The organism is Gemmobacter fulvus (assembly GCF_018798885.1).
In the GTDB taxonomy this organism is placed as follows: Bacteria; Pseudomonadota; Alphaproteobacteria; order Rhodobacterales; family Rhodobacteraceae; genus Gemmobacter; species Gemmobacter fulvus.
Map to the genome: position 1 here is coordinate 59,844 of NZ_CP076364.1, position 18,690 is coordinate 78,533.

18 protein-coding genes are annotated in these 18,690 nt (G+C 61.0%); 8 read left to right on the top strand and 10 right to left on the bottom strand.

The window, feature by feature from the left end:
* Positions 1-3: 3 nt before the first annotated feature.
* From KM031_RS20280 to KM031_RS20305, 6 genes are all read right to left on the bottom strand, one after another.
* Positions 4-1,407 (bottom strand): tetratricopeptide repeat protein, encoded by a 1,404-nt coding sequence (locus tag KM031_RS20280; RefSeq protein ID WP_215507822.1) that lies wholly within the window; start codon positions 1,405-1,407, stop codon positions 4-6.
* Entirely contained in the window at positions 1,404-2,489 is a 1,086-nt protein-coding gene (locus KM031_RS20285; RefSeq protein ID WP_215507820.1) for a family 8 glycosyl hydrolase, read from the bottom strand. Before KM031_RS20285 ends, KM031_RS20280 begins: the two co-directional genes overlap by 4 nt.
* Positions 2,486-4,915, bottom strand: coding sequence for a cellulose biosynthesis cyclic di-GMP-binding regulatory protein BcsB (locus KM031_RS20290; protein ID WP_215507818.1), 2,430 nt, complete (start codon positions 4,913-4,915; stop codon positions 2,486-2,488). The genes KM031_RS20285 and KM031_RS20290 overlap by 4 nt, the downstream gene beginning before the upstream one ends.
* Positions 4,912-7,245, bottom strand: coding sequence for a UDP-forming cellulose synthase catalytic subunit (bcsA, locus tag KM031_RS20295; RefSeq protein WP_215507816.1), 2,334 nt, complete (start codon positions 7,243-7,245; stop codon positions 4,912-4,914). The genes KM031_RS20290 and bcsA overlap by 4 nt, the downstream gene beginning before the upstream one ends.
* Positions 7,246-7,295: 50 nt before the next feature.
* Positions 7,296-7,973, bottom strand: a complete 678-nt coding sequence (locus KM031_RS20300; RefSeq protein WP_215507814.1) for a hypothetical protein — start codon at positions 7,971-7,973, stop codon at positions 7,296-7,298.
* An 85-nt stretch (positions 7,974-8,058) separates the two neighbouring features.
* Positions 8,059-8,985, bottom strand: a complete 927-nt coding sequence (locus KM031_RS20305; protein WP_215507812.1) for an EAL domain-containing protein — start codon at positions 8,983-8,985, stop codon at positions 8,059-8,061.
* A 15-nt stretch (positions 8,986-9,000) separates the two neighbouring features.
* Here KM031_RS20305 and KM031_RS20310 point away from each other — a divergent pair, with 15 nt between their 5' ends.
* The 3 genes from KM031_RS20310 (at position 9,001) to KM031_RS20320 (ending at position 10,688) form a co-directional block, all read left to right on the top strand.
* Positions 9,001-9,378, top strand: coding sequence for a hypothetical protein (locus KM031_RS20310; protein WP_215507810.1), 378 nt, complete (start codon positions 9,001-9,003; stop codon positions 9,376-9,378).
* A 108-nt stretch (positions 9,379-9,486) separates the two neighbouring features.
* Complete coding sequence (locus KM031_RS20315; RefSeq protein WP_215507804.1) at positions 9,487-9,723, top strand: hypothetical protein; 237 nt, start codon at positions 9,487-9,489, stop codon at positions 9,721-9,723.
* 11 nt (positions 9,724-9,734) lie between these two features.
* Positions 9,735-10,688, top strand: a complete 954-nt coding sequence (locus KM031_RS20320; RefSeq protein ID WP_215507802.1) for a sensor domain-containing diguanylate cyclase — start codon at positions 9,735-9,737, stop codon at positions 10,686-10,688.
* A 5-nt stretch (positions 10,689-10,693) separates the two neighbouring features.
* Here KM031_RS20320 and KM031_RS20325 read toward each other — a convergent pair whose 3' ends face one another.
* Positions 10,694-11,566 (bottom strand): hypothetical protein, encoded by an 873-nt coding sequence (locus KM031_RS20325; RefSeq protein WP_215507800.1) that lies wholly within the window; start codon positions 11,564-11,566, stop codon positions 10,694-10,696.
* A gap of 181 nt (positions 11,567-11,747) precedes the next feature.
* The gene (locus tag KM031_RS20330) at positions 11,748-12,584 is read right to left on the bottom strand and encodes a hypothetical protein (protein ID WP_215507799.1); all 837 of its coding nucleotides are present in this window, start codon (positions 12,582-12,584) and stop codon (positions 11,748-11,750) included.
* A gap of 345 nt (positions 12,585-12,929) precedes the next feature.
* On the opposite strand from KM031_RS20330, the gene KM031_RS20335 reads away from it, so the two are divergent.
* Together KM031_RS20335 and KM031_RS20340 are read left to right on the top strand one after the other, a co-directional pair.
* Positions 12,930-13,244, top strand: coding sequence for a hypothetical protein (locus KM031_RS20335; RefSeq protein ID WP_260692224.1), 315 nt, complete (start codon positions 12,930-12,932; stop codon positions 13,242-13,244).
* Between the two features lie 27 nt (positions 13,245-13,271).
* Positions 13,272-13,886, top strand: coding sequence for an SRPBCC family protein (locus tag KM031_RS20340; RefSeq protein ID WP_215507795.1), 615 nt, complete (start codon positions 13,272-13,274; stop codon positions 13,884-13,886).
* Between the two features lie 97 nt (positions 13,887-13,983).
* Here KM031_RS20340 and KM031_RS20345 read toward each other — a convergent pair whose 3' ends face one another.
* Positions 13,984-14,799 (bottom strand): IS3 family transposase, encoded by an 816-nt coding sequence (locus tag KM031_RS20345; protein ID WP_260692143.1) that lies wholly within the window; start codon positions 14,797-14,799, stop codon positions 13,984-13,986.
* Positions 14,775-15,140, bottom strand: coding sequence for a hypothetical protein (locus KM031_RS20350; RefSeq protein WP_246567528.1), 366 nt, complete (start codon positions 15,138-15,140; stop codon positions 14,775-14,777). Before KM031_RS20350 ends, KM031_RS20345 begins: the two co-directional genes overlap by 25 nt.
* A gap of 50 nt (positions 15,141-15,190) precedes the next feature.
* Between KM031_RS20350 and KM031_RS20355 the strand changes: the two genes are divergently transcribed.
* From KM031_RS20355 to repB, 3 genes are all read left to right on the top strand, one after another.
* Positions 15,191-16,072 carry a recombinase family protein gene (locus KM031_RS20355; protein WP_215507742.1) on the top strand — a complete coding sequence of 294 codons (882 nt, stop codon included), beginning with the start codon at positions 15,191-15,193 and terminating at the stop codon, positions 16,070-16,072.
* 449 nt (positions 16,073-16,521) lie between these two features.
* Positions 16,522-17,724 carry a plasmid partitioning protein RepA gene (repA, locus tag KM031_RS20360; protein WP_246567424.1) on the top strand — a complete coding sequence of 401 codons (1,203 nt, stop codon included), beginning with the start codon at positions 16,522-16,524 and terminating at the stop codon, positions 17,722-17,724.
* Positions 17,714-18,670, top strand: a complete 957-nt coding sequence (repB, locus tag KM031_RS20365) for a plasmid partitioning protein RepB (RefSeq protein WP_215507744.1) — start codon at positions 17,714-17,716, stop codon at positions 18,668-18,670. The genes repA and repB overlap by 11 nt, the downstream gene beginning before the upstream one ends.
* Positions 18,671-18,690: the final 20 nt, after the last annotated feature.

Here is an 18,690-nt window from a genome sequence, read left to right on the forward strand (position 1 = left end):
CCTTTATTCGCCCTTCGTGGCCCGCAATCCGCGACGGGTTTCGTCGGTCGAAAGCTCGTTGTTGAGCTTCTCGAACTGGCGACGGGCCTCGGCACGGTTGCCGGCATTCAGCCAAGCATAGGCGCGCAACACCGCAAGATCGCGACGGATCCCGCCTGTCAGTTGCTCCAGCGCGTCGAAATAAGCGATCGCCTTCCTGTAATCCTTGCGTTTATAGGCGTTTACCCCGCGCTGATCCAGGATCTGCCGCTCGATATCCACCCGCTGCTTGCGCGTGAAATCGGTCGCGGCGGCGATACGAGAGGCGTCTTCCGTCATGCCCATCTTCAGATAGGCAAGCGCAATACCGTAAGCCGCATCGCGGCGCTGCTCACCGTTCAGCCCGGCCTTCAGCGCGGCCTGGAAGGTCGCAACGGCCTCCATCGGCTGATCAAGGTTGAAGGCGCACCAGCCGCGCTGGTACATCACGGATGCCGCCCGTGATCCGGCTGAGAGGGCGAGGCAGCGCGACCAGTCACCCGCATTGACCGCCGCCTGAAAACCGCCTCCCCCCCCGCCTCCGGATGGCGCCGGGGCGGCGCCGGCGGGTGGCGCGGCACTGGCCGTCGGAGCAGCAGGAGCGGGCGGTGCGTTGGGTTTCTTGCCGGCCTCGGGTGATGGGGTTGGCGCCTTTTCGGCGACGTCAGGGATCGTTGCGACTTGGCCCCGACCGGCCAGAAGTTTCTGGCGCAAGACCTCAAGTTGGGGTTCCATGGCCGGAATCCTTTGTCCGACCTGTGCGATCAGGGCGAGGATTTGCTCCTCACTCGCGACTGCATCCGCTTTCTCAAGCGTCGCGATCAGATCGGCAGGCGACGTGCAGGTGCCGGCCACGGCGGTATAGGTGCCAAGCGCATCCGCATCTCGTCCGGCCGCTGCCTGCGCCTCACCGATCCGCCAGGCATTGTTGATCCGGTCGCAGCGCAAAAGTCCGGGGACGGAGGAGGCCACGGAAATCGCCTGATTGAGGTTGCCCGCCGCGAGCGCGCTGTCGAAACGCGCCTGACCCTCGCCGGTTTCGAGCAGCGCGATCATCTCGGCGGGCGGCTCCCAAGCCGGAAATTCAGCCTGCGCAGCTGCGATCATGGCTCGTGCCGCGTTGAAATCCTGCGCCGCGATCAGGCGAAAGATCTCATCTATCTCGGTCGAAGGGCCAGTCATGGCAAGCCGGGCCAGATCCTCGGGTGGCTGCCAATAGGGATACTTCAGCTGCAGGCGGCGCATTTCTGCGTCGATCGCGGCCTGATCCTGCTGCTGCACGTAGAAATTCAACGCCAGCAGTTCCTCGGTCGGAGGTGCGGTATCCTGGGCAATGGCGGCCCCGGCACTGGCCATCAGCAAGCCGCATATCAGAAGGGAACGGATCATATCGGCACACATCTTGGGAAAGTGGAGGCCTGGGCGACCAACGCCATCAGATGCAACGTGGCCGGGTAATAGGGCTGATCGGCAGTAAAGCCCGGCATCAGGGCGCCGACCTCGTTGGTGGTAACACAGTTCGCAAGTGCCGCAACCGCACCATAGCCGGGATGGGTACTGCGCTCGAATACGCCCTGCCCCGCTGGGTCAAAGACCGTGGGGGCACCACCCACATCCTCCGCCGCAGCCGTCATGTCGGCATAAGACCTGACCGCCGGGCTTTGCGCCTGACCGGACCAGAGCGCGAAGAGCGGCACCCGCACTGCCTCATACCCTGAGACGCCGGAGAAGGGCTGCGGCGCAGGGGCAATACCCGCCGCTGTCAGCATCACCCAGTCGGGAATCGGGCCCCGCGCGGCCAAATCCGCGATAAGCGCATTACCGTCGTCGGCCAGCCGCGAAAGTTCGGGCATGGCACATGCGCTGGCCAGCTCGTGCATCGCAAGGGGCATGTAATAGGAAGGATTTACCACGATCCCTTCGGGTCGGCGAAAACCACTTACCCCCGGCAGCAAGACTTGCCGTGACGACCCATCAGGCCAAGGGGCCGTGCAGCGCCGGACCAGATCGCGTGTAATTTGTTCGGCCCGCGCAGTTTTGGCCTCTGCCTCGCCCTGCGCGGCCGAAAGGATCAGTCCCCAAGCGTAGAAGAGATCTCCATCGCTGGCATTGTTGCGGTCCGGAATACGGGGTGTCCTGTCCGGAAGCCAGCGCCAGGCAAGCAGCGCATCCTCGCGGACCGCGAGATTGGTCTCTGTCCAGTCGATGATCCGCGATACGGCCTCACCATCGCCAAAAAGCGCGGCGAGGGCCAGACCATAGCCCTGCCCCTCGGAATGGCTGGCGTTGCCCTGAAAGCCGTCCACCACCCGGCCCTCGGGGGCGAGGCAAAGCGTTTTCCAGGCCTGCCAGCTTTGTTGAAGCGGGTGATCCGCGCCAAAGGGCGCGGCCAGACCGCCGGTCTGTGACGATGCCGGCCCGCACAGCATTGGCGCGGCCAAGGCAGCACCAAGGAACGACCTGCGGTTCATAGTCCCATTCCTTTTCTGCGGCTCAGAAGCACATAGAGCAATGCAGGCACCGCCGAGACCAAGGCCAGCCCCAGCATCGCGAGGGTGAACAGCAGCGGCGACCAGGAGGCGTAATTCCCAAGCGCCGTGCGCAGCTCGCCTGCATCGGGCGTGACCAGAAGGCGTGGCGGACGGATCGGGTTCCAGATTTGCCAGCTGCCGTCGGCTTGCAAAAGTGCGGCCTCGCCCTGCGCCAGAGAATCCTCGCGCAGCCGGTTCAGCGCGCTGCCAACCTCCGCGGCCGAAACGCCCGGTCCAAGCATCAGCCACAGCTCGCCACTTTGCTCAAACTCCGGCCGCAGCAACAAGGCCTGGCCGCTGCGCCCTTCCAACCAGGCCGGCAGGCTTTGCGCAGTTCCTACGAATGCACTGTCCCGCAGCGCCCGAAGCTCGCCCTCCAGATAGCTGCGTGGTGACAAGTTCTCCCAAAGGTCACTTACAAACTCGGAAGCCGCGCTTGGTTCCTCAACCGGCAGGGGTTCTTCGGCTTCATCGGTCAAACTGAATGTCGGCGCCGCCGGCGTTGGCGTCGCTGTGACAGTGGCCGCCGCGGTATCCGGTTCAGGGGCGCGCGGGAAAAGCACGCGCTGAACGGCAGTCAGCGAAAGTCCGGTTTCTTCAAACGGAACCAGCCCGAAATCACCAAGGCCCACGACCTGCAGCCGGACGAGCGTGGAAACCTCGGCTGCAGGGGCCAGTTCGGCCGCAATCTGCGTTGCCTCACTCTCCAGCTTGTCCCGCTCGACAGCATCTTCGGGGGCAACGACCCCCGCAGGATCAAGCCTGAGCAGTGCCGTAACAAGTCCCGGCAGCACCATGGAGGGCGATGGCGGAATGGTCAGACTGCTTTCATCAAGAACCACCAGCATATCGGCGCGCATGACCGGACAGGCCCCCTCGGGCGGGTTTCCGGGAACCATCATCTCGAAGGAAAGGGTATTCTGCCCCGGATGCAACAGGTTGGCGTTGAATCCGACTGGCAGGACCGGAAGAATCTCTCCGCCCTCTTCGTCCAGCGGCAAAAGGCGGATCGTCTCATCATTGACTTTGACGAGCAGGATCGCGCCCGACGGCAAGCCGCGCGCAAAGCCATAGGACAGGTCAAGGCGGGCCTTTTGGTTGGCCATCAAAAGCCAGTCCGTCGGCAGGGCGAAGGTGATATCACGGCGAAAATAGTGCGTGTTACCAATGACGTCGCCTGAGCGAAGCTCGGAGATCGGTGTTTTCACGCCGGGGCGGATCTCTGCCTCCGTCACCGGAGGGGCCGGGGGAAAGGCGGCAAGGAAAGGCGTCAGATCGGGCAAAGCATCATCCAGGTATTCGATTTGCAGCACCAGCCCGCGGCTTGCACCCTGCCGAACCCAGGCGCGCGGCGCGTCCGAGGAGATCAGGGCGATCGAGGCGATCGGATGCTGTCCCAAACCATAGAAAGACCCCTGGGCGACACGTGCGCCGGGACCAAGCACCCGGCTCAGCTGCTCTGAAACCCTTCGGACCAGCGCCGGATCCGTGGTTTCATCGGTCAGCAACAAGATGCTGCGGCCGCCGGATGTTTCGCTTCGGGCAGCGATCGCAAAGCCCGCAGCGTCGGGCTTCAGCGCCGCATCGGGAACTAAAACCCCGGTCTGGGTGAGGTCGATCTCGGTCCAGACGCCAAAACTTGCCTCCGGGCCGCAGAAGATGCGGTGCGGCTGCTTGAGATTCAGCGCAATGCGGTTTGAGCCCGCCAACAGCGCATCCGTCGGAACCTCAATCGAGGCAAAGTCGCCCAGCCTGTCAAGCGGCACCGCCACCGGCTCGGCATCATTCACCGTGATCTGCATCGAGGCCTGTTCGGGCAGGACATTGACGCTGGAACGCAGGGTCAGCTGCAGGGAATCCGGTGTCTCAGAAGCTGGCGGCAAATCAAGAACAAGCTCGACCTCGGCTGTTTCACCCGTCAGCCGCACGATGCCCGGCGCCGACAGGCTTGCTCCCATTAATACACCCTCAGGCAAACGCCTTGCGGGCAGCGAGCGTATCAGCCAGCCCGCACCGTCAACCGCGCTGCCTGCGCCGCGATCTCGCAAAACCGGGATCGCCGGGGGTTCGGCCGCGGGTTCAGGGCTGTCTGCCGGACCCTCCGCTTCGGGGATGGTCGCGGCAGGTGGTGGCAGCCGGATGAGCCCGCTATCGGGCTCGGACGGCAAAGGTTTCGATATGGGCCCAGTTTCCGGGGTAGGATCAGTCTCCGGCGTGGGCGCCGTATCGGCCATGTCCTCGGGAACGGGCAGTTCGATCACCGGCGCGTCGCTGTCCTGGGCCAAGGAAACACCCGCAACGCCGCACAAGGCGGTTGCCAGCAGCAGGGCGACCAAAATGCCTTGGCGGGGACAAAGCGCGGTCATTGCGGTTTCTCCGCGCCGATAAAGGCCTCAGGCGCCAGTCTGTCATTGGCCAGCCGATACTCTTCGGCATCGAAATCGGCGCTGAAGGTGATCAGATGGGCGGGCCTTGGGCTTTGCTTCTCATACAGCGCCGAACGGCGGCGGCGGGCCGGTTCGCGGACGAAATCTCCGATCGTTTTGGGAAAAGAGCTCAGCGTAAGCCACAGCACATAGAACAGCCCGGCCAAAAGCCCCTTGTGTCGGCGGCTGCGTTGCCGGATCTCCAGCCAGTTTTCGGACGAGCCAAACAACAGCTGCGCCACCGCTTCGCGCACGATCATCGGCTGTTCCGGCAAGTATTGCAGGCCAATGCCGATGCCATTTCCTGTCTCGTTGAAGACAGCGCGGACCAACGCGCGGACCTCGCGCTCCAGATGCGGTGCGTGGGGGAAACTCGGACGAAACACGACCTCATCCCCCTTCACCACCATCCGACTGCCCGGTTCCTGAGGCAGGCCCACCATCCGCATCCTGAGACCACTGGTTGAGGCGTCATAGACCTCGACCGGCAGCATTTTCTCGCCAGACCCTTCCCAACGGACAAAACCAGCCTCATGCATCGCCACACGGGGCGAACTGCGGCGTTGCTGCTTTTCCGAAACCGCCCGCAAGGAAAGCGAAACAAGCAGGAAGTTGATGATCGCCCAGGTGCCGACCACGGACAGCACCGAATGGTCACCCGGATAGGCGATCCAGCGCACCGTCAGCGCCACAACCCCCGCCAGCATCAGGAAGAAAAGCCCCACAAGCGGCCCGGAAACAGGCGAGATGTAATCCTCGACCAGGGTCTCATCCTTGGCGGTCACGTTGAATTTCGCGCCTCGCGGCCTCAGGATGGTGCGGATGATCGCACCGGCAAGATAGGGGGCCTGCGCGATCTCATAGACCTCGGATATCAGTGGCCATCTGTGGCGCGAGAAGACAGCGTTCTGCACCAGAAGGCTGACGGCCATATAGCTTAGCGTGTAGGCCATCGCTTCGCGGAAGGTGGTCACGAAGATTTCGATGCTGAAGAAAAGATAGGCCAGCGGCGCCAGTAGATAGGTCATCCTGACCAGGGGGAACAGCCAGAAGGCCATCGAGTTCAGGTAGCAAAGGCGCTGGAACGGTTTGAGCCCCGGGCGGAACAGCGGGTTCTTCAGCATGAACATCTGCATCATGCCCGAGGCCCAGCGACCACGTTGCTGAATAAACGAGGCGAACGTCTCGGGTTGCAGGCCAGCGATCATCGCCCGGTCAAGATAGATGCTGCGCCAGCCCTTGGAATGGATCTCCAGCGCGGTTTCGGCGTCTTCGGTGATGGTCTCACCGGCAAAGCCGCCCACGGAATCCAGCGCCTTGCGCCGCAAAAGGGCGGCGGAGCCACAGAAGAAGGCCCCACCCCACCGGTCAAGGCCGGGGTGGATCTTGCCGTAGAACATCTCGTTCTCGGGCGGGCATTTCAGATCAAGGTTCCGCTCGATCGGGTCCTTGTTGATAAAGAAGTGCGGGGTCTGGACGAGGAACAGCTTCGGGTCCTCGACGAAATATCCCACTGTCCGGGCCAGAAAATCGCGCGAGGGAACGTGGTCGGCATCGAACACCACCACCAGATCGCCGTTCAGCTTGGCCAGAGCCGCGCTCATGTTGCCGGCCTTGGCATGTTCGTTCTTTGCACGGGTGGAATAGACCACGCCCAGTTCCGCACAAAGCGCCTGCAATTCTGCGCGCCGGGCCTTCGACTTCGCCGCCAGTTCGGCATTGGGCGAGTTGCACCGCTGATCCGTGCCACCATCGTCGCACAGCACCACCGTTCGCAGGCGCGCCGGGTAGATCATGTTGCGCGCCGCCGACAAGGTCACAGCCAGCATCTCGGTCGGCTCGTTGTATGATGGTACAAGGATGTCGACCGAGGGCAGGTTCTCCGGCTCCACCCGCGGCGGCAGCGCGCGCTCGACCGGGTCCGCCGTGATGAAGGCGTTCAGGAAGAAGACGAGAATCGAATAGGTCTCGACCACCAGAAGCGCGATGGCGAGGATAAAAGAAGCGTTGAGCCCCGGGTCCGGCAGCGTCGACGTCACGCGCCAAATCCAGTACCGCAGCGCGATCACGCTCGCGACACTCATCATGCTGATGCGACAGATGATGTTCCCGGCGAAGGGCTTTAGAAGAAGCACAATCACGAGGGCGGCAATCCCAAACATGCCCTGCGCCGCATTCGATACCGGAATCGATGCCAGGACCATAACTGGAAGCATCGCAGTGAGCCAGAACAGCAGCAGCACGATGTTGCGAATACGGTCAGATGTCATGCGCGCCTTCTCTTCGCTGCGGTGGGATCCCCATTCGCATCCTGCCGACCTTAGTCCATTCCCGGCGCCGCAAGGGGCGACAACATGCGGGTCCCCCCACCGGTGCCTGTCCCTGCAAGCGCGCTATAACCGATTCCCGCGTCAAGGACGGGCGCCAGAGCCTCGGCCTCGGTGCCCGCAATGCAGTTGCGCAGCATCACATCCATCACGCGCGCATCCTGTGGCAGACTGCGCTCGGACACCGTCAGCCGTCTGACTGCAAAGACGCAGGTGACATTGCTGCCGACGATCTCTTGCGACCAGAAATAGGTGCCAAGACTGTCGTCGGCCGTGATCAGCTCTCCAGGCTCTATATCCTGAAAGGGTGCCGGCGCACCGCCGGTCCGGGTCATGAACTCTTCAAACCTGAACCTTCCTGCCGCCAGATGGCCTGATCGGGTGCGAAGAACGAGAATATTGTCGCCGGCGACCGGCACAGTGTTCTTCAGGCCAATGCGCTGCTCGGCACCGTTCACAAGCCCCCGCTGCATGACAAACGTCATGCCTGGCGGGTTGGCCCACGCATTTGATATTGAAACCGACTGGAACGTCTCACGGTCCTCGGCCTGCCTCTGCGTCAGTCCAAGGTCGTCCAGTTCATGTTCATATCCGCACCCGGCAAGCAGGGCGCATAGAATGGCCCCGGCGATCATGCTGCAACAACGGGGATAACCTGCTCTTTTCGTCATGCTTCCGTGCCGGATCAGGACATTGTGATGCTCTGGATCGCCCACGCAATCCGCAACCGCAAGATGAGCCGATTATACCGGATAATCAACGCTCCCGGAAAATATCTTCAAGCGGCCGTGGCATACCGACCTCATATCCCTGAACCCGCGAGACGCCCATCCCGGCCAGCGCGGCCAGTATCTCGGCGCTGCTGACATGTTCGGCTACGACCTCGATGTTCAGGCGACGCGAAAGCGACATGATCGAGCGAACGATTTCAGCCTCGATACTGCTTTCATCGACCACGTTGGGAACCAGCGCCCCGTCGATCTTGATACTGTTCACGTCGAAGGCCCTCAGGTAGCCATAGCCCGAAAGCCCCGCCCCGAAATCATCCAGCGCCACGCCCAGACCGAACGACCTTGCCGCCCGAACCGTCGCAATCGCCTGCGGCATGTCTGCGATTTTCGTTGTTTCGGTGATCTCAAGATGCAGGCGGGACGGCGCGATGCCCGAGGCGCTGATGGTTTCTTCCAGAAAGGCCCATGTCTCGGCCTGGCCAAGCGTCCGGCCCGACAGGTTCAGCGAAAGCGAGATCCAGGGGCGTTGGCGCAGCGCCTCACCATATCCAAGCAGCACCTTCCGGAACACCCAGCGATCCAGATATTCGATGAGCGCGCTGTTTTCCGCCAATGGCAGGAAACGTGAGGGCGGCTGCACGCTGCCGTCGCAAGCGGTCATCTGGATCAGGATCTCGTAATGGCGCGCTTCGGATCCGTCGGGTGCCGGACTGCGGATTTCCTGACCAAGGATCGTCAGCCTGTCGTCAGCCATCGCAGCGCGCAGATCGCACAGCAATCTCGCGCTTTGCAGCGCCGCCTCACTCTGCTGACCGCGGATGCACAGGCTTTTGAGACCGGCCGAGGCCGCGTTCGCGGCGGCAATCGCCGCGATGGCAAGGGCGGCGCTGTCCTGCCCCTCACCATCATTTCTATCGGTTTCGCGCCAGGCTATGCCCGCGAAGACTGTCACTGGTGATCCAGCGAAATGACTGTCATCGTTCAGCAAAGCCAGCGAACGCTCGATCAGGGCCAGACTTTCTGCCTGATCCGACTGCCGCAGCGTTGCGATGAAGCCGCGGACAACACGCCTTACTGCGACATTTCCAGCGCCAAACACCGACTGAAGCAGCGCATGGCGCGCATCGAGAAAACGCTCTGCTTCCTCGTCCCCGAGGGCGAGGGCCAGCTGATCCAAGTTGTCGAACCCAAAATAGCAAATGCCTGTCAGCGACAGATCCTGAGGCAGTACGTCGAAAACTGGCAAGGTCTGATGCCTCATGTAAGTTCATGTCCGGCGAACGTCCGGCAGATCACCCATGTTAATCAATGGCGCGCCGTGGTAAAGATGCTTCCATCGGCCTGAGATCCGAAGTTGAGGCCGGGCCGCGGACACATCCTTCAGCTACGCCATATTTACCCCCAAATTCAGGGTAAAGGATGGTCCATCATACCTTCGGTCCGAAACGGAAGAATGACCATGGAAGCAAGTCAAGTGCTCGCCGCTGAACTGGACCGCAGCCTGCCGAAATGGGAGAGCTTACCTTCCGAACTCCGCCGCGCGCTTGAACACCACTGCGAGAACCTTGCCGGTCTCGTGTCCTCGTTGCGGGCAGCGGGACGTGATCACGATGAAATCCGCGTCCTTGTCGGTGAGCTGCTGCGCAGCTACGAGGCAGATCTGGTCGCGGTCTTGGAGTCAGGACAATAAGTATAAAGCATATGTTCCATCTGAACGACGAACCGGCACGACTTGCAGCTCTTCGCCGTTATGAAGTCCTCGATACGAAGCCCGAAGTCGAGTTTGCCGAGATCGTCACTCTGGTGAAGTCCATCTTCAAAACCAAATATGCTGCGATCAACCTGATCGATGTTGACCGGCAGTGGATGAAGGCAGCCGCGGGGCTGGAGGTCTTCGAATGCGCCCGGGAAGATGCCTTTTGCGCCCATACGATCCGTGCCACCAGACCGCTCGCGGTCGAGGATGCCACCGTAGACCACCGCTTCATGAACAACCCGTTCGTGACGGGGGATGCCTCTATCCGCTCGTATCTCGGTGCGCCTCTGACCAGCCCCGATGGCTATAACATCGGCGCGATCTGCGTTTTCGACACCGAACCGCGCCAATACAGCGTTGCGGACGAAGCCGTACTGGCGAGTTTCGCCAAGGTTGTAATGTCGCAGCTGGAATTGCGGCTGATTGCGCGACAGGACAGCCTGACGGGCAGCCTGACCCGCCGCGCTTTCGTGGATCGCATGGACCGCCTGCTTGAAAAGCAACAGACGGCAACGTTGCTTCTGATCGATCTTGACCGCTTCAAATCGGTCAATGATACCTTCGGGCATCCGATTGGCGATCTTGTGCTCAAAAGCTTAGCTGCGACGGTTCAGGCCAGTCTGCGGCGAACGGATGCTTTCGGGCGCCTTGGAGGGGAGGAGTTCGCAGTCCTCTTGCCCACTACGGACGAGCAAGGTGCGCTGGCGTTTGCCGACCGCCTTCGCGCCGAGGTTGCGGCCCGCGCTTTGCCCGAAATTGCCGGCGGCAGTATCACTCTCAGCATCGGAATAGCTGGACACAGAGAGGGTGAAAGCCGCGATGGTTGGATGGCGCGGGCAGATGACGCGCTCTATGCGGCCAAGAAGAACGGGCGCAATCGCTGCGTTGTGGCAGCCTGACCTCTTCAGCGTAGCAGATCGCTGAACCGGATATCCAAGGAGATCTGTTCGTAATCCGCAATTGCTGCGGTGGATCGGCTTGACATCAGCCCCAGCCGTGCGGTGACGCCGGGGCGAAGCGCGACCGACAGACCAAGACCCTGGCTGCGGTCTTCGCGCGCAACGCCAAGGAACACGCCACCATCGGCGCGCTGGTACCAAAGATCGGCACGCCAGTCGCGGTCAAGTGCGATCCAAGAAAACCCGACATCAAGCCTTTGCCGCAGTACGGTCGCCCCGTCGACCGGCATCCCCAGCGTCAGGCCAAGATCGGTTACGCCTGCAGTGCCAATCCTTTCGAGGGAAAGGTGCACACGATCCTGCATTCCCCCAGTGGTTGAAACGCTGTCATAGCGAAGGCCCGCTTCCTGCACTCCGCCCGCCGCGGCGAAAACCTTCGACAACCCAAGTGAGAGGCGATGCGCATTCCCGGTATCCAGGTCGCGCCAACTGCGCGTTCCAAGTGCGCAGAGATCCAGAAACGTCCAGTCGCGCAGATGGTTGCGCGAGCACAGGCTGATCATCGCATCGGCGCGCCCGATTTCATGCCGGGGGGACCAGGCGAGTTCGGTGCCAGCTGAGAGCTCAATCACTCGGCCCTCATCCCAGGCGAGGCGGACCGTAGCGCCGACAGACCCGCCGAAGACCAGCCCCGCTTTCGCCCGGAAGGCAGGATCGGCCTCCAGCACGATGCCCCCGATCGACAAGCGGTCCTGCAACACCCCGCCGTTTATATTCCCGTCCCAACCAAAGATCGGTGCGAAACTCAGCCGTTTCAGGGTGATCTCCGGCCTGCCGGGCGTGACGCCATAGCCTTGGGCCAAGAGATCACGGCGCATGAACGCGGTTTCGCGTGCGCCAAGCCGGCCTGCCTCTAGCGCCGAGCCAAGTGCGCGGAGGCGCAGCCTCTCGGATTGTCCCAGAAAGGCATTCCGCTCCAGATCCGCCGGATCGGCCCAGGTCGGCAGCGCGGCCAGTGTCGCGGAAAGACACATGGCCAGCAGCGCCGATTTGACAGCTTTACGGAGACGCATTCGGATCGCGGCCGAAGTAGATCCCGTAGACCGACACGGTGTGATCCCCGTCCAGGTCGGTCAATGTGCCGCTGCCGGAGTAAAGGCCCGACGTGGTCATGTCGTGTTGGTTATCGGTGTACTCTGGCGTTCCGCCGACATTGCCGCGCAGCGAGCCTTGAATCTCGCCCTCAAGGGCCGGATCCAGGACCTGAATGGTGACATCACCGCCATAGGCGCCGGTCCGGATGTTGAACGGCAGGTCTACGCCGGTCAGCTCGACCCGCGTCTCGGACCCGTCCTGTACGCCGGTACGCATGTTGATCGACGCGGTCTGCGCGTCGAAATCGAGCACCAGATTCACCAATCCGTCTCTGTCATATCCCGACAGCAAAGCCTGATCGTCGATCGCGACCCAGGCGTAGCTTGCGCCGCGGAAGTAATATTTGCCCGAAGCCTCGATCAGCGTTCCGCCACGTTCATTGACGAATTCCGACTGGTCGGCGGTCAACCGCAGAAGCCGGGTCGCCTTGCCGTCTTCGTCCACCTCGGCAATCACCTCGATCGTCATCTTGGAGTCGTAGAGCGTGTCGCTGATGTCGATCATGCTGAGATAGCCGGCCGGCCCGCCCGCGGGTGAGTCGAACGCGTCCAGAACCGCCTGTTCCTGCGGGGTCACGGCGATCTTGGATCGGACGCGGTTTCGGCCGTTATGCGCGGTGGTGTATGTTTCGAACTCCGGAGTGACGACGTTTTCTCCCGGGGGCAATGCCGTGCCGCCGCCCCCGCCGCCACAGCCCGATATCATCACTGCCGCGACGAGACAGATCACGATGCGCTTCATGCTGCGGCTCCATATGCTTCTTGCGCGGCTTTCCAGAAAGCCAATCTCCTACTGATTGTGTCCGCGCGCAACTCCCCGGCCGAAGTTATCCGGCATAGGGGCCTTCTCGGCCCGGCACACGTTGAGGATTTAACCGCCTTCATTCAGGCGGGCTACCGGGCGATCACCATCGATGCCTGCGGCTTTGGCGACACATCGGCCAAGTGGGATGACTTTTCCGCTCGCGCCGTGGGCCGTGATGCAGTGGCGGTGCTGAGACACCTTCGCGCGGTGCAAGCGACCATTTTTGGCAACTAGTTTGCCGCAGGGTCAGCGCTTTGGGCCGCGCAGGATGCGCCCGAGATTGTGAATGGCGTGGTGCTCCTGGGGCCGATCGTGCGGGATCTGGAAGCTTCTCTGGCTCAGAAACTGTCGCTGCTGGTGGGTTTCGCGGGGCCGTGGCGCGTCGAGTTCTGGACGATGTACTGGGACAGCCTGTTCCCCACGCACAAACCGGCCGATCAGGCGCAGGTCATGGCCGCCATCACTCAGAACCTGCGCGAACCGGGCCGCATGGATGCGCTGCGGGCGATGCTCGCGCTGTCCAAGGCCGAAACGGAGGCCATCCTTGACAAGACCCGCGTGCCGTCGCTGGTCGTCATGGGCACCAACGATCCGTAATTTGCCGATGCGATGGAAGAGGCGAGGATGCTGGCCGGCAAGCTGAATGCCGAGACGATGATCGTAGACGGTGCCGGGCACTACCCCCATACCGAGATGCCCGAGCTTGTCGCGCCACGCATCCTGTCGTTTCTTGAGGGTCTGCGAGCCGCCAGCAAACTGCCGGAAGCCCCAGTCATTAAGGTCCACAGCCATGAGCATCGTCATCGCCAACACCATCCAGATCGACTCTACACCGCAATAGGTCTGGGAGGTGCTGTCCGACTTTCCGACCTTTGGGGATGGAACAATTTCTCCCAATTCGACGGGGTGGCCCAGGTCGGAACCCGGCTGGAGCTGAAGATGGCCGGCAAGTTCTTTGGGTCCACGGTCTCAGCGGCCAGCCAGCAGGCCAGGCTGGAATGGGCCGCCACGCTGTTCCGCTCAGGCCAGTTCTGCAGTCGTCATATCTCAGTGCTGACTGCCAATCCCGATGTAACCACGCATCTGGACAATGTCGAAACCTTTTTGGGCGCGCTCGTCTGGCCGTTTAAGGGCCAGTTCAAACAGGGCAAGAAGGGTCGCGACAAAGGCTATGACGGATTCAAAGCGGCCCTGAAAGCCAGTGTCGAATGCAGATTCGCTGCTGCATTTCGAGTTTGAGCGCATGGATCCGTCGACACCCCCTGCTGCGCGGGACGACTGACCAACCCGAACTGGAGTGAACCCCTCGGGCTGGACCATAGGGGTGCCATCTGAGCTAAGCCGCCTTTTGGGCGAATAGGGTTTCGAATTCCTCGGGGGTTCGGTAGCCGAGGGCGGAGTGCAGTCTCTTCGAGTTGTAAACCTGCTCGATGAATTTGGGCAAGCGGGCCGCGACGTCGGCGAAGGTTTCGTATCCGGCCCTGTAGACTTCCTCGACCTTCAGCGTCTTCATGAAGCTTTCGGCCTGTGCGTTGTGATAGGGGTTTCCGACGCTGCTCATGGAACCGCGCAGACCTGCGGCCTGAAGAGCATCGCGATAGGTTTGAGATGCGTATTGGCAACCCCTATCCGTATGATGGAGACAGCCTTCGGGAGGGTTTCGGTTGGCCACGGCCGAGTGCAGAGCCGCAAGTGCCAAGGGCGTGTCGAGACGCTGCGACAGCGCATAACCGACAACTTTGCGGCTGCAGGCATCCAGAATGACCGCCAGATAGCAGAACCCTGTCGCAACGCGGATGTAGGTGAAGTCTGCGACCCAAACCCTGTCCGGGTGATCAGGGATGATGTTGCCGTAAAGGTTCGGGAATATTGGGGAATCGTGCCTGCTGTCCGTCGTTCTGACAAAGCGCCTGCGGGGTTTGATGCCAAGTCCCGCCTCCCGCATCACCCGTGCTATCCTCTTGTGATTGACTACAAACCCGTGGCGACGAAGCTCATGGGTCACGCGGCGGTAGCCGTAGCATGGCAGTTCATCCTGGATGTCTTCGATGATGGCCGTGAGTTCAGCGTCTGTAAGCCCTTCGGCCTTGGCGGCGGGGCGGTAATAATAGGTGCTGCGAGGCAGGTTCATGGCTTTGCACCCCCGCCTGATGGAGCAGGTGCGGGGCCGCTGATCACGAAGGACTTCTCGCTGTTGTTGGCGGTCGGCATCCGCGGTGTTTTTTTGGCAAGATCCAGCTCCATCGTGAGCTGGCCCACCTTGCGCTCGAGGGCTGCGATGCGGGCCTCGTATTCGGCGATGACGCTGGCTTCGGCCTCCTCGTCCGTCAGCTCGCCACGGTCGAACTGGGTCAGCCAAAGCTGGATGAGGTTGGCAGAGATGTTATGGCTGCGTTGCGCATCGCGTCGCCCGATGACGCCGGCCCGGATATCTTGGCAGAGCTGCAGCTTGAATGCGGTCGAATGTCGACGGTAGGGACCTCGTGATGTCATGAGCCTTCTCCAAACAAGGCCCGTTCAGCGTATCAGATCTTCAGGCTCCTGTGGTCCAGCCCGAGGGGTTCACTCCAACCGAAGATCAAACCGCCCTGCCCCAAGTTCAGGAGCTGCGCTCCGCAGGCTGCGTGGAAATAGTGGAGGAACAAGCATCTGGCGGCAGTCGCACGCGGCCAGTTCTGGCGCGCGTGCTGGATCAGCTGCGCATCGGCGATACGCTCGTCGTGGTTCGGATCGACCGCCTTGCCCGCTCGCTTTCTCACCTCTTGGAAATCATCGAGCGGCTGGAGGCGAAAGGCGCACATTTCCGGTCCTTGCAGGATCCAATCGACACGGCGTCGCCTCAGGGCAAGTTCACCTTGCAGGTTCTGGGCGCAGCCGCCGAGTTTGAACGGGCCTTGATACGCGAGCGCACCAAGGCCGGGTTGCGATCTGCCAAGGCAGAAGGGCGGGTTGGCGGCAACCCAGGCCTAAAGGCTGGCGACCCCGTGGCAATCCGCAAGGCAAGGGCCGCGCGAGTGGAAAGCCATTTCCATAAACTGAACGCCAATGCCGACCAATGGGTGCCGGAGGTGCGCCGTCTGAGACCGGGCCTGCCATGGGAAGACGTGCTGCGCATCGTCAATTCAGGTCTGCCGAGCGAGGCGCAGCCTTGGTCCCTGCCCCGCCTGATCCGTGCTGCCAAAACCTTCGTCCGCGAAGGCCTGCTGCCAGACACTGTCCTTTCCCGTGCCACCGCATCCGACAAAGATGATCGCCTGCCCGCCATCGTCGCGGGCATCAAAGGCGCAGATCCCAAGATGACTCTTCAAGCCATCTGCGACCGGCTAGAGACCATGCGCGAACGGACACCTAGGGGCCGCAGCAAGTGGGAGCCGTCATCGGTCAAGATGATCTTGGAGCGGGCGAAGAAGTTGAGACTGTTGTAGTAGGTAACGCTTTTCGGTGCCCAATAGGCCAAAAGGCATTCTACCGACGGGCTCAGACGAAGAATCGATTGCGATGCTCACGCGAACACGATTGCCGTGGTCAGGTCTGCTACAGCGTTACTGAGCCTGGTCAGAGATTTTCCAAGCATCACGCTTGGGCTCAAGGGCGTCGGGTCCTGTGGATAAGTCTCGCGACATTTTCTGTAATCTTTACAATACACTACACCCAATCTTTAACAGGTCACTTTAGCCTTTTCGCATCATATGGTGCCATGGTCCGCAGAAAGCACAAGATAGCTGCACAAGATTTGCCTTGAGTTTCTTCCCGACGGGCGTCATATCTGTAACGCGAAAACTAAGAAAACGACGTCCACTGCGTTCCTGCTGGCACCGATCGACTGCAGATCACGGGTAACGCTTAAGAGATGTCTCGAGACAGGCGAATTATGATGCACCAAGTGTTGCATGACAAGCTCAAGGCAGACGCAGAGCGGCTTTCTGAAGCCCTTGAACATATGTCGAAGCTTTTTCTGGCACCGAAGGAAGAAAAGACACTCCGCGCCTTCACAAGCGCAGAAGTCGGAGAGTTGTTGCGGGTGAGCGACGGCTATCTGCGCAAGGCGCATTTCGACGGCAGAATTCCAGAAGTCGAACAGGGACCGGGTAACAAGCGCCTTTATTCCGCCGAGAACATTCTCCAGATCCGCAACATTCTGGCTCAGAATGCAAAGGATCCGTTTCAGTTCCTTCCCGGTCGGCGACAAGGTGACAAGCTTCAGATCTGGTCAACCGTCAACTTCAAGGGCGGATCCAGCAAAACTACGACCACCGTGACTCTCGGGATGAGACTGGCCCTGCGTGGATACCGTGTGTGTCTGGTCGATGCAGACCCTCAGGCCTCACTGACGACCTTCTTTGGATACCAGCCAGAGATCGACTTCCGTCACGGCGGCACGCTGTATGATGCAATTCGCTACAACGATGGCGAAACGTCCCGGGTGCCTATCGTGGAAGTTTTGCGCAAGACCTACTTCCCGAACCTCGATCTAGTGCCCGGCGGGATCATGCTATCGGAATTCGAAACCGAAACTCCAACCGCGCTGAGCCGTGGCGAACAACCTGTCTTCTTCAATCGGATCCGCGACTCGCTACGACAGGTTGAAGACGATTATGACATCGTTTTAATCGACTGCCCGCCTCAGCTTGGCTATCTGACGATGGCGGCGGTCTGTGCATCGACGTCGCTTCTCATGACCATCATCCCTGAGCGTGTCGACCTGGCCTCGGCCAGCCAGTTCCTGACGATGGCGTCGGGCGTGTTGGAAGTCCTGTACTCGAACGGTGGCATCGGCGCGTATGACAATTTCGCCTACCTCCTGACGCGCTTCGACACCGCTATCAGCACGCAGCAGGACTTGTCTGAATGGCTCAGGCAATTGCTAGGCGACAGTGTGATCAAGACGCCCTTCGTGAAGTCTTCGGCGGTTAGCGAGGCCGGCCTTTCGCAGAAGACAATCTTCGAAGTGGACCTCGCTACGACCAAGAACCGAAAGACTTATGAGCGAGCCCTAGAGTCGGTGATGAGCTTTTCAAATGACATTGAAAAGATGATCCAGTCAGCATGGGGTCGAGGGGGCACAAATGAAGCGTGATCTTCTTGCCAAGAGCCTAGCACAAATGGGCTCAAAGCCTTTGATTGCTGCCGAGGCCGGGTCGAAGGTGGACGAAAGCTCGCCTCGTTCCCTGAAGAGCATGTCAGACGTCCTTTCTCAGGTCTCGGCACAGGCAGCCCAGGACGTGGATGTCAATGAGATCGGCGATTCTGAAATCGCGGATCGTTTTGACGTATCAGAAGGGCTCGATGATCTGATCGAGTCCATCAGGACATCAGGACAACAGCTCCCTGCCCTGCTCCGCTACCGCCGCGGCCCTGGCCCTCGCTATGAGGTAGTTTACGGACGCCGCAGAATTGCCGCGTGCCGAGTGCTTGGGATCAAGGTCAAGGCTTATGTCAAGGAAATGGACCACCGCGAGGCGCTTGTCTCGCAGGCCCTGGAAAACTCTGCGCGCCTAGAGCGCAGCTTCATCGAACAAGCCATCTTCGCCACCAAGCTGGAGGACCAGGGCTTCACCCGGGCCGAGATCGGCGATGTGCTAGCTGTCGACAAGGGAACGCTAAGCAAGCTGATTGGCGTTGCCCGAGACGTGCCCGACGCAGTGATCTACAAAATTGGTGCCGCGCATGAAGCAGGCCGTCGCCCATGGTTGGAACTGCGTCGTCTGGTCAAAACCGAAAACGCCCCTTCAGACAGTTCTGTCCTCTTGCTTGTTCCTGAAGAAGGCACCGCGGCCGAGAAGCTCAGCGCTGTCATCGATGCGCTGCAGAAGGTTGCGGATGCACAGCAGAACGCATCGGAGTCTGCCGCTAAGGGACCCTCCCCTGCCCCGCTCAACAAGATGCCCGCAACTTCGGTGGCTTTCAGGTCCAAAGGCCAGCGTCTTTTGATCGAGGTTTCCGACAAAAAGGAGCGAGGGTTCATCAACTTCGTGGAGACGCAGCTTGAGCGCCTCTACAAGGAGTGGAAAGAAAAATCATGACGCCGAAACGGTTAAGTGAT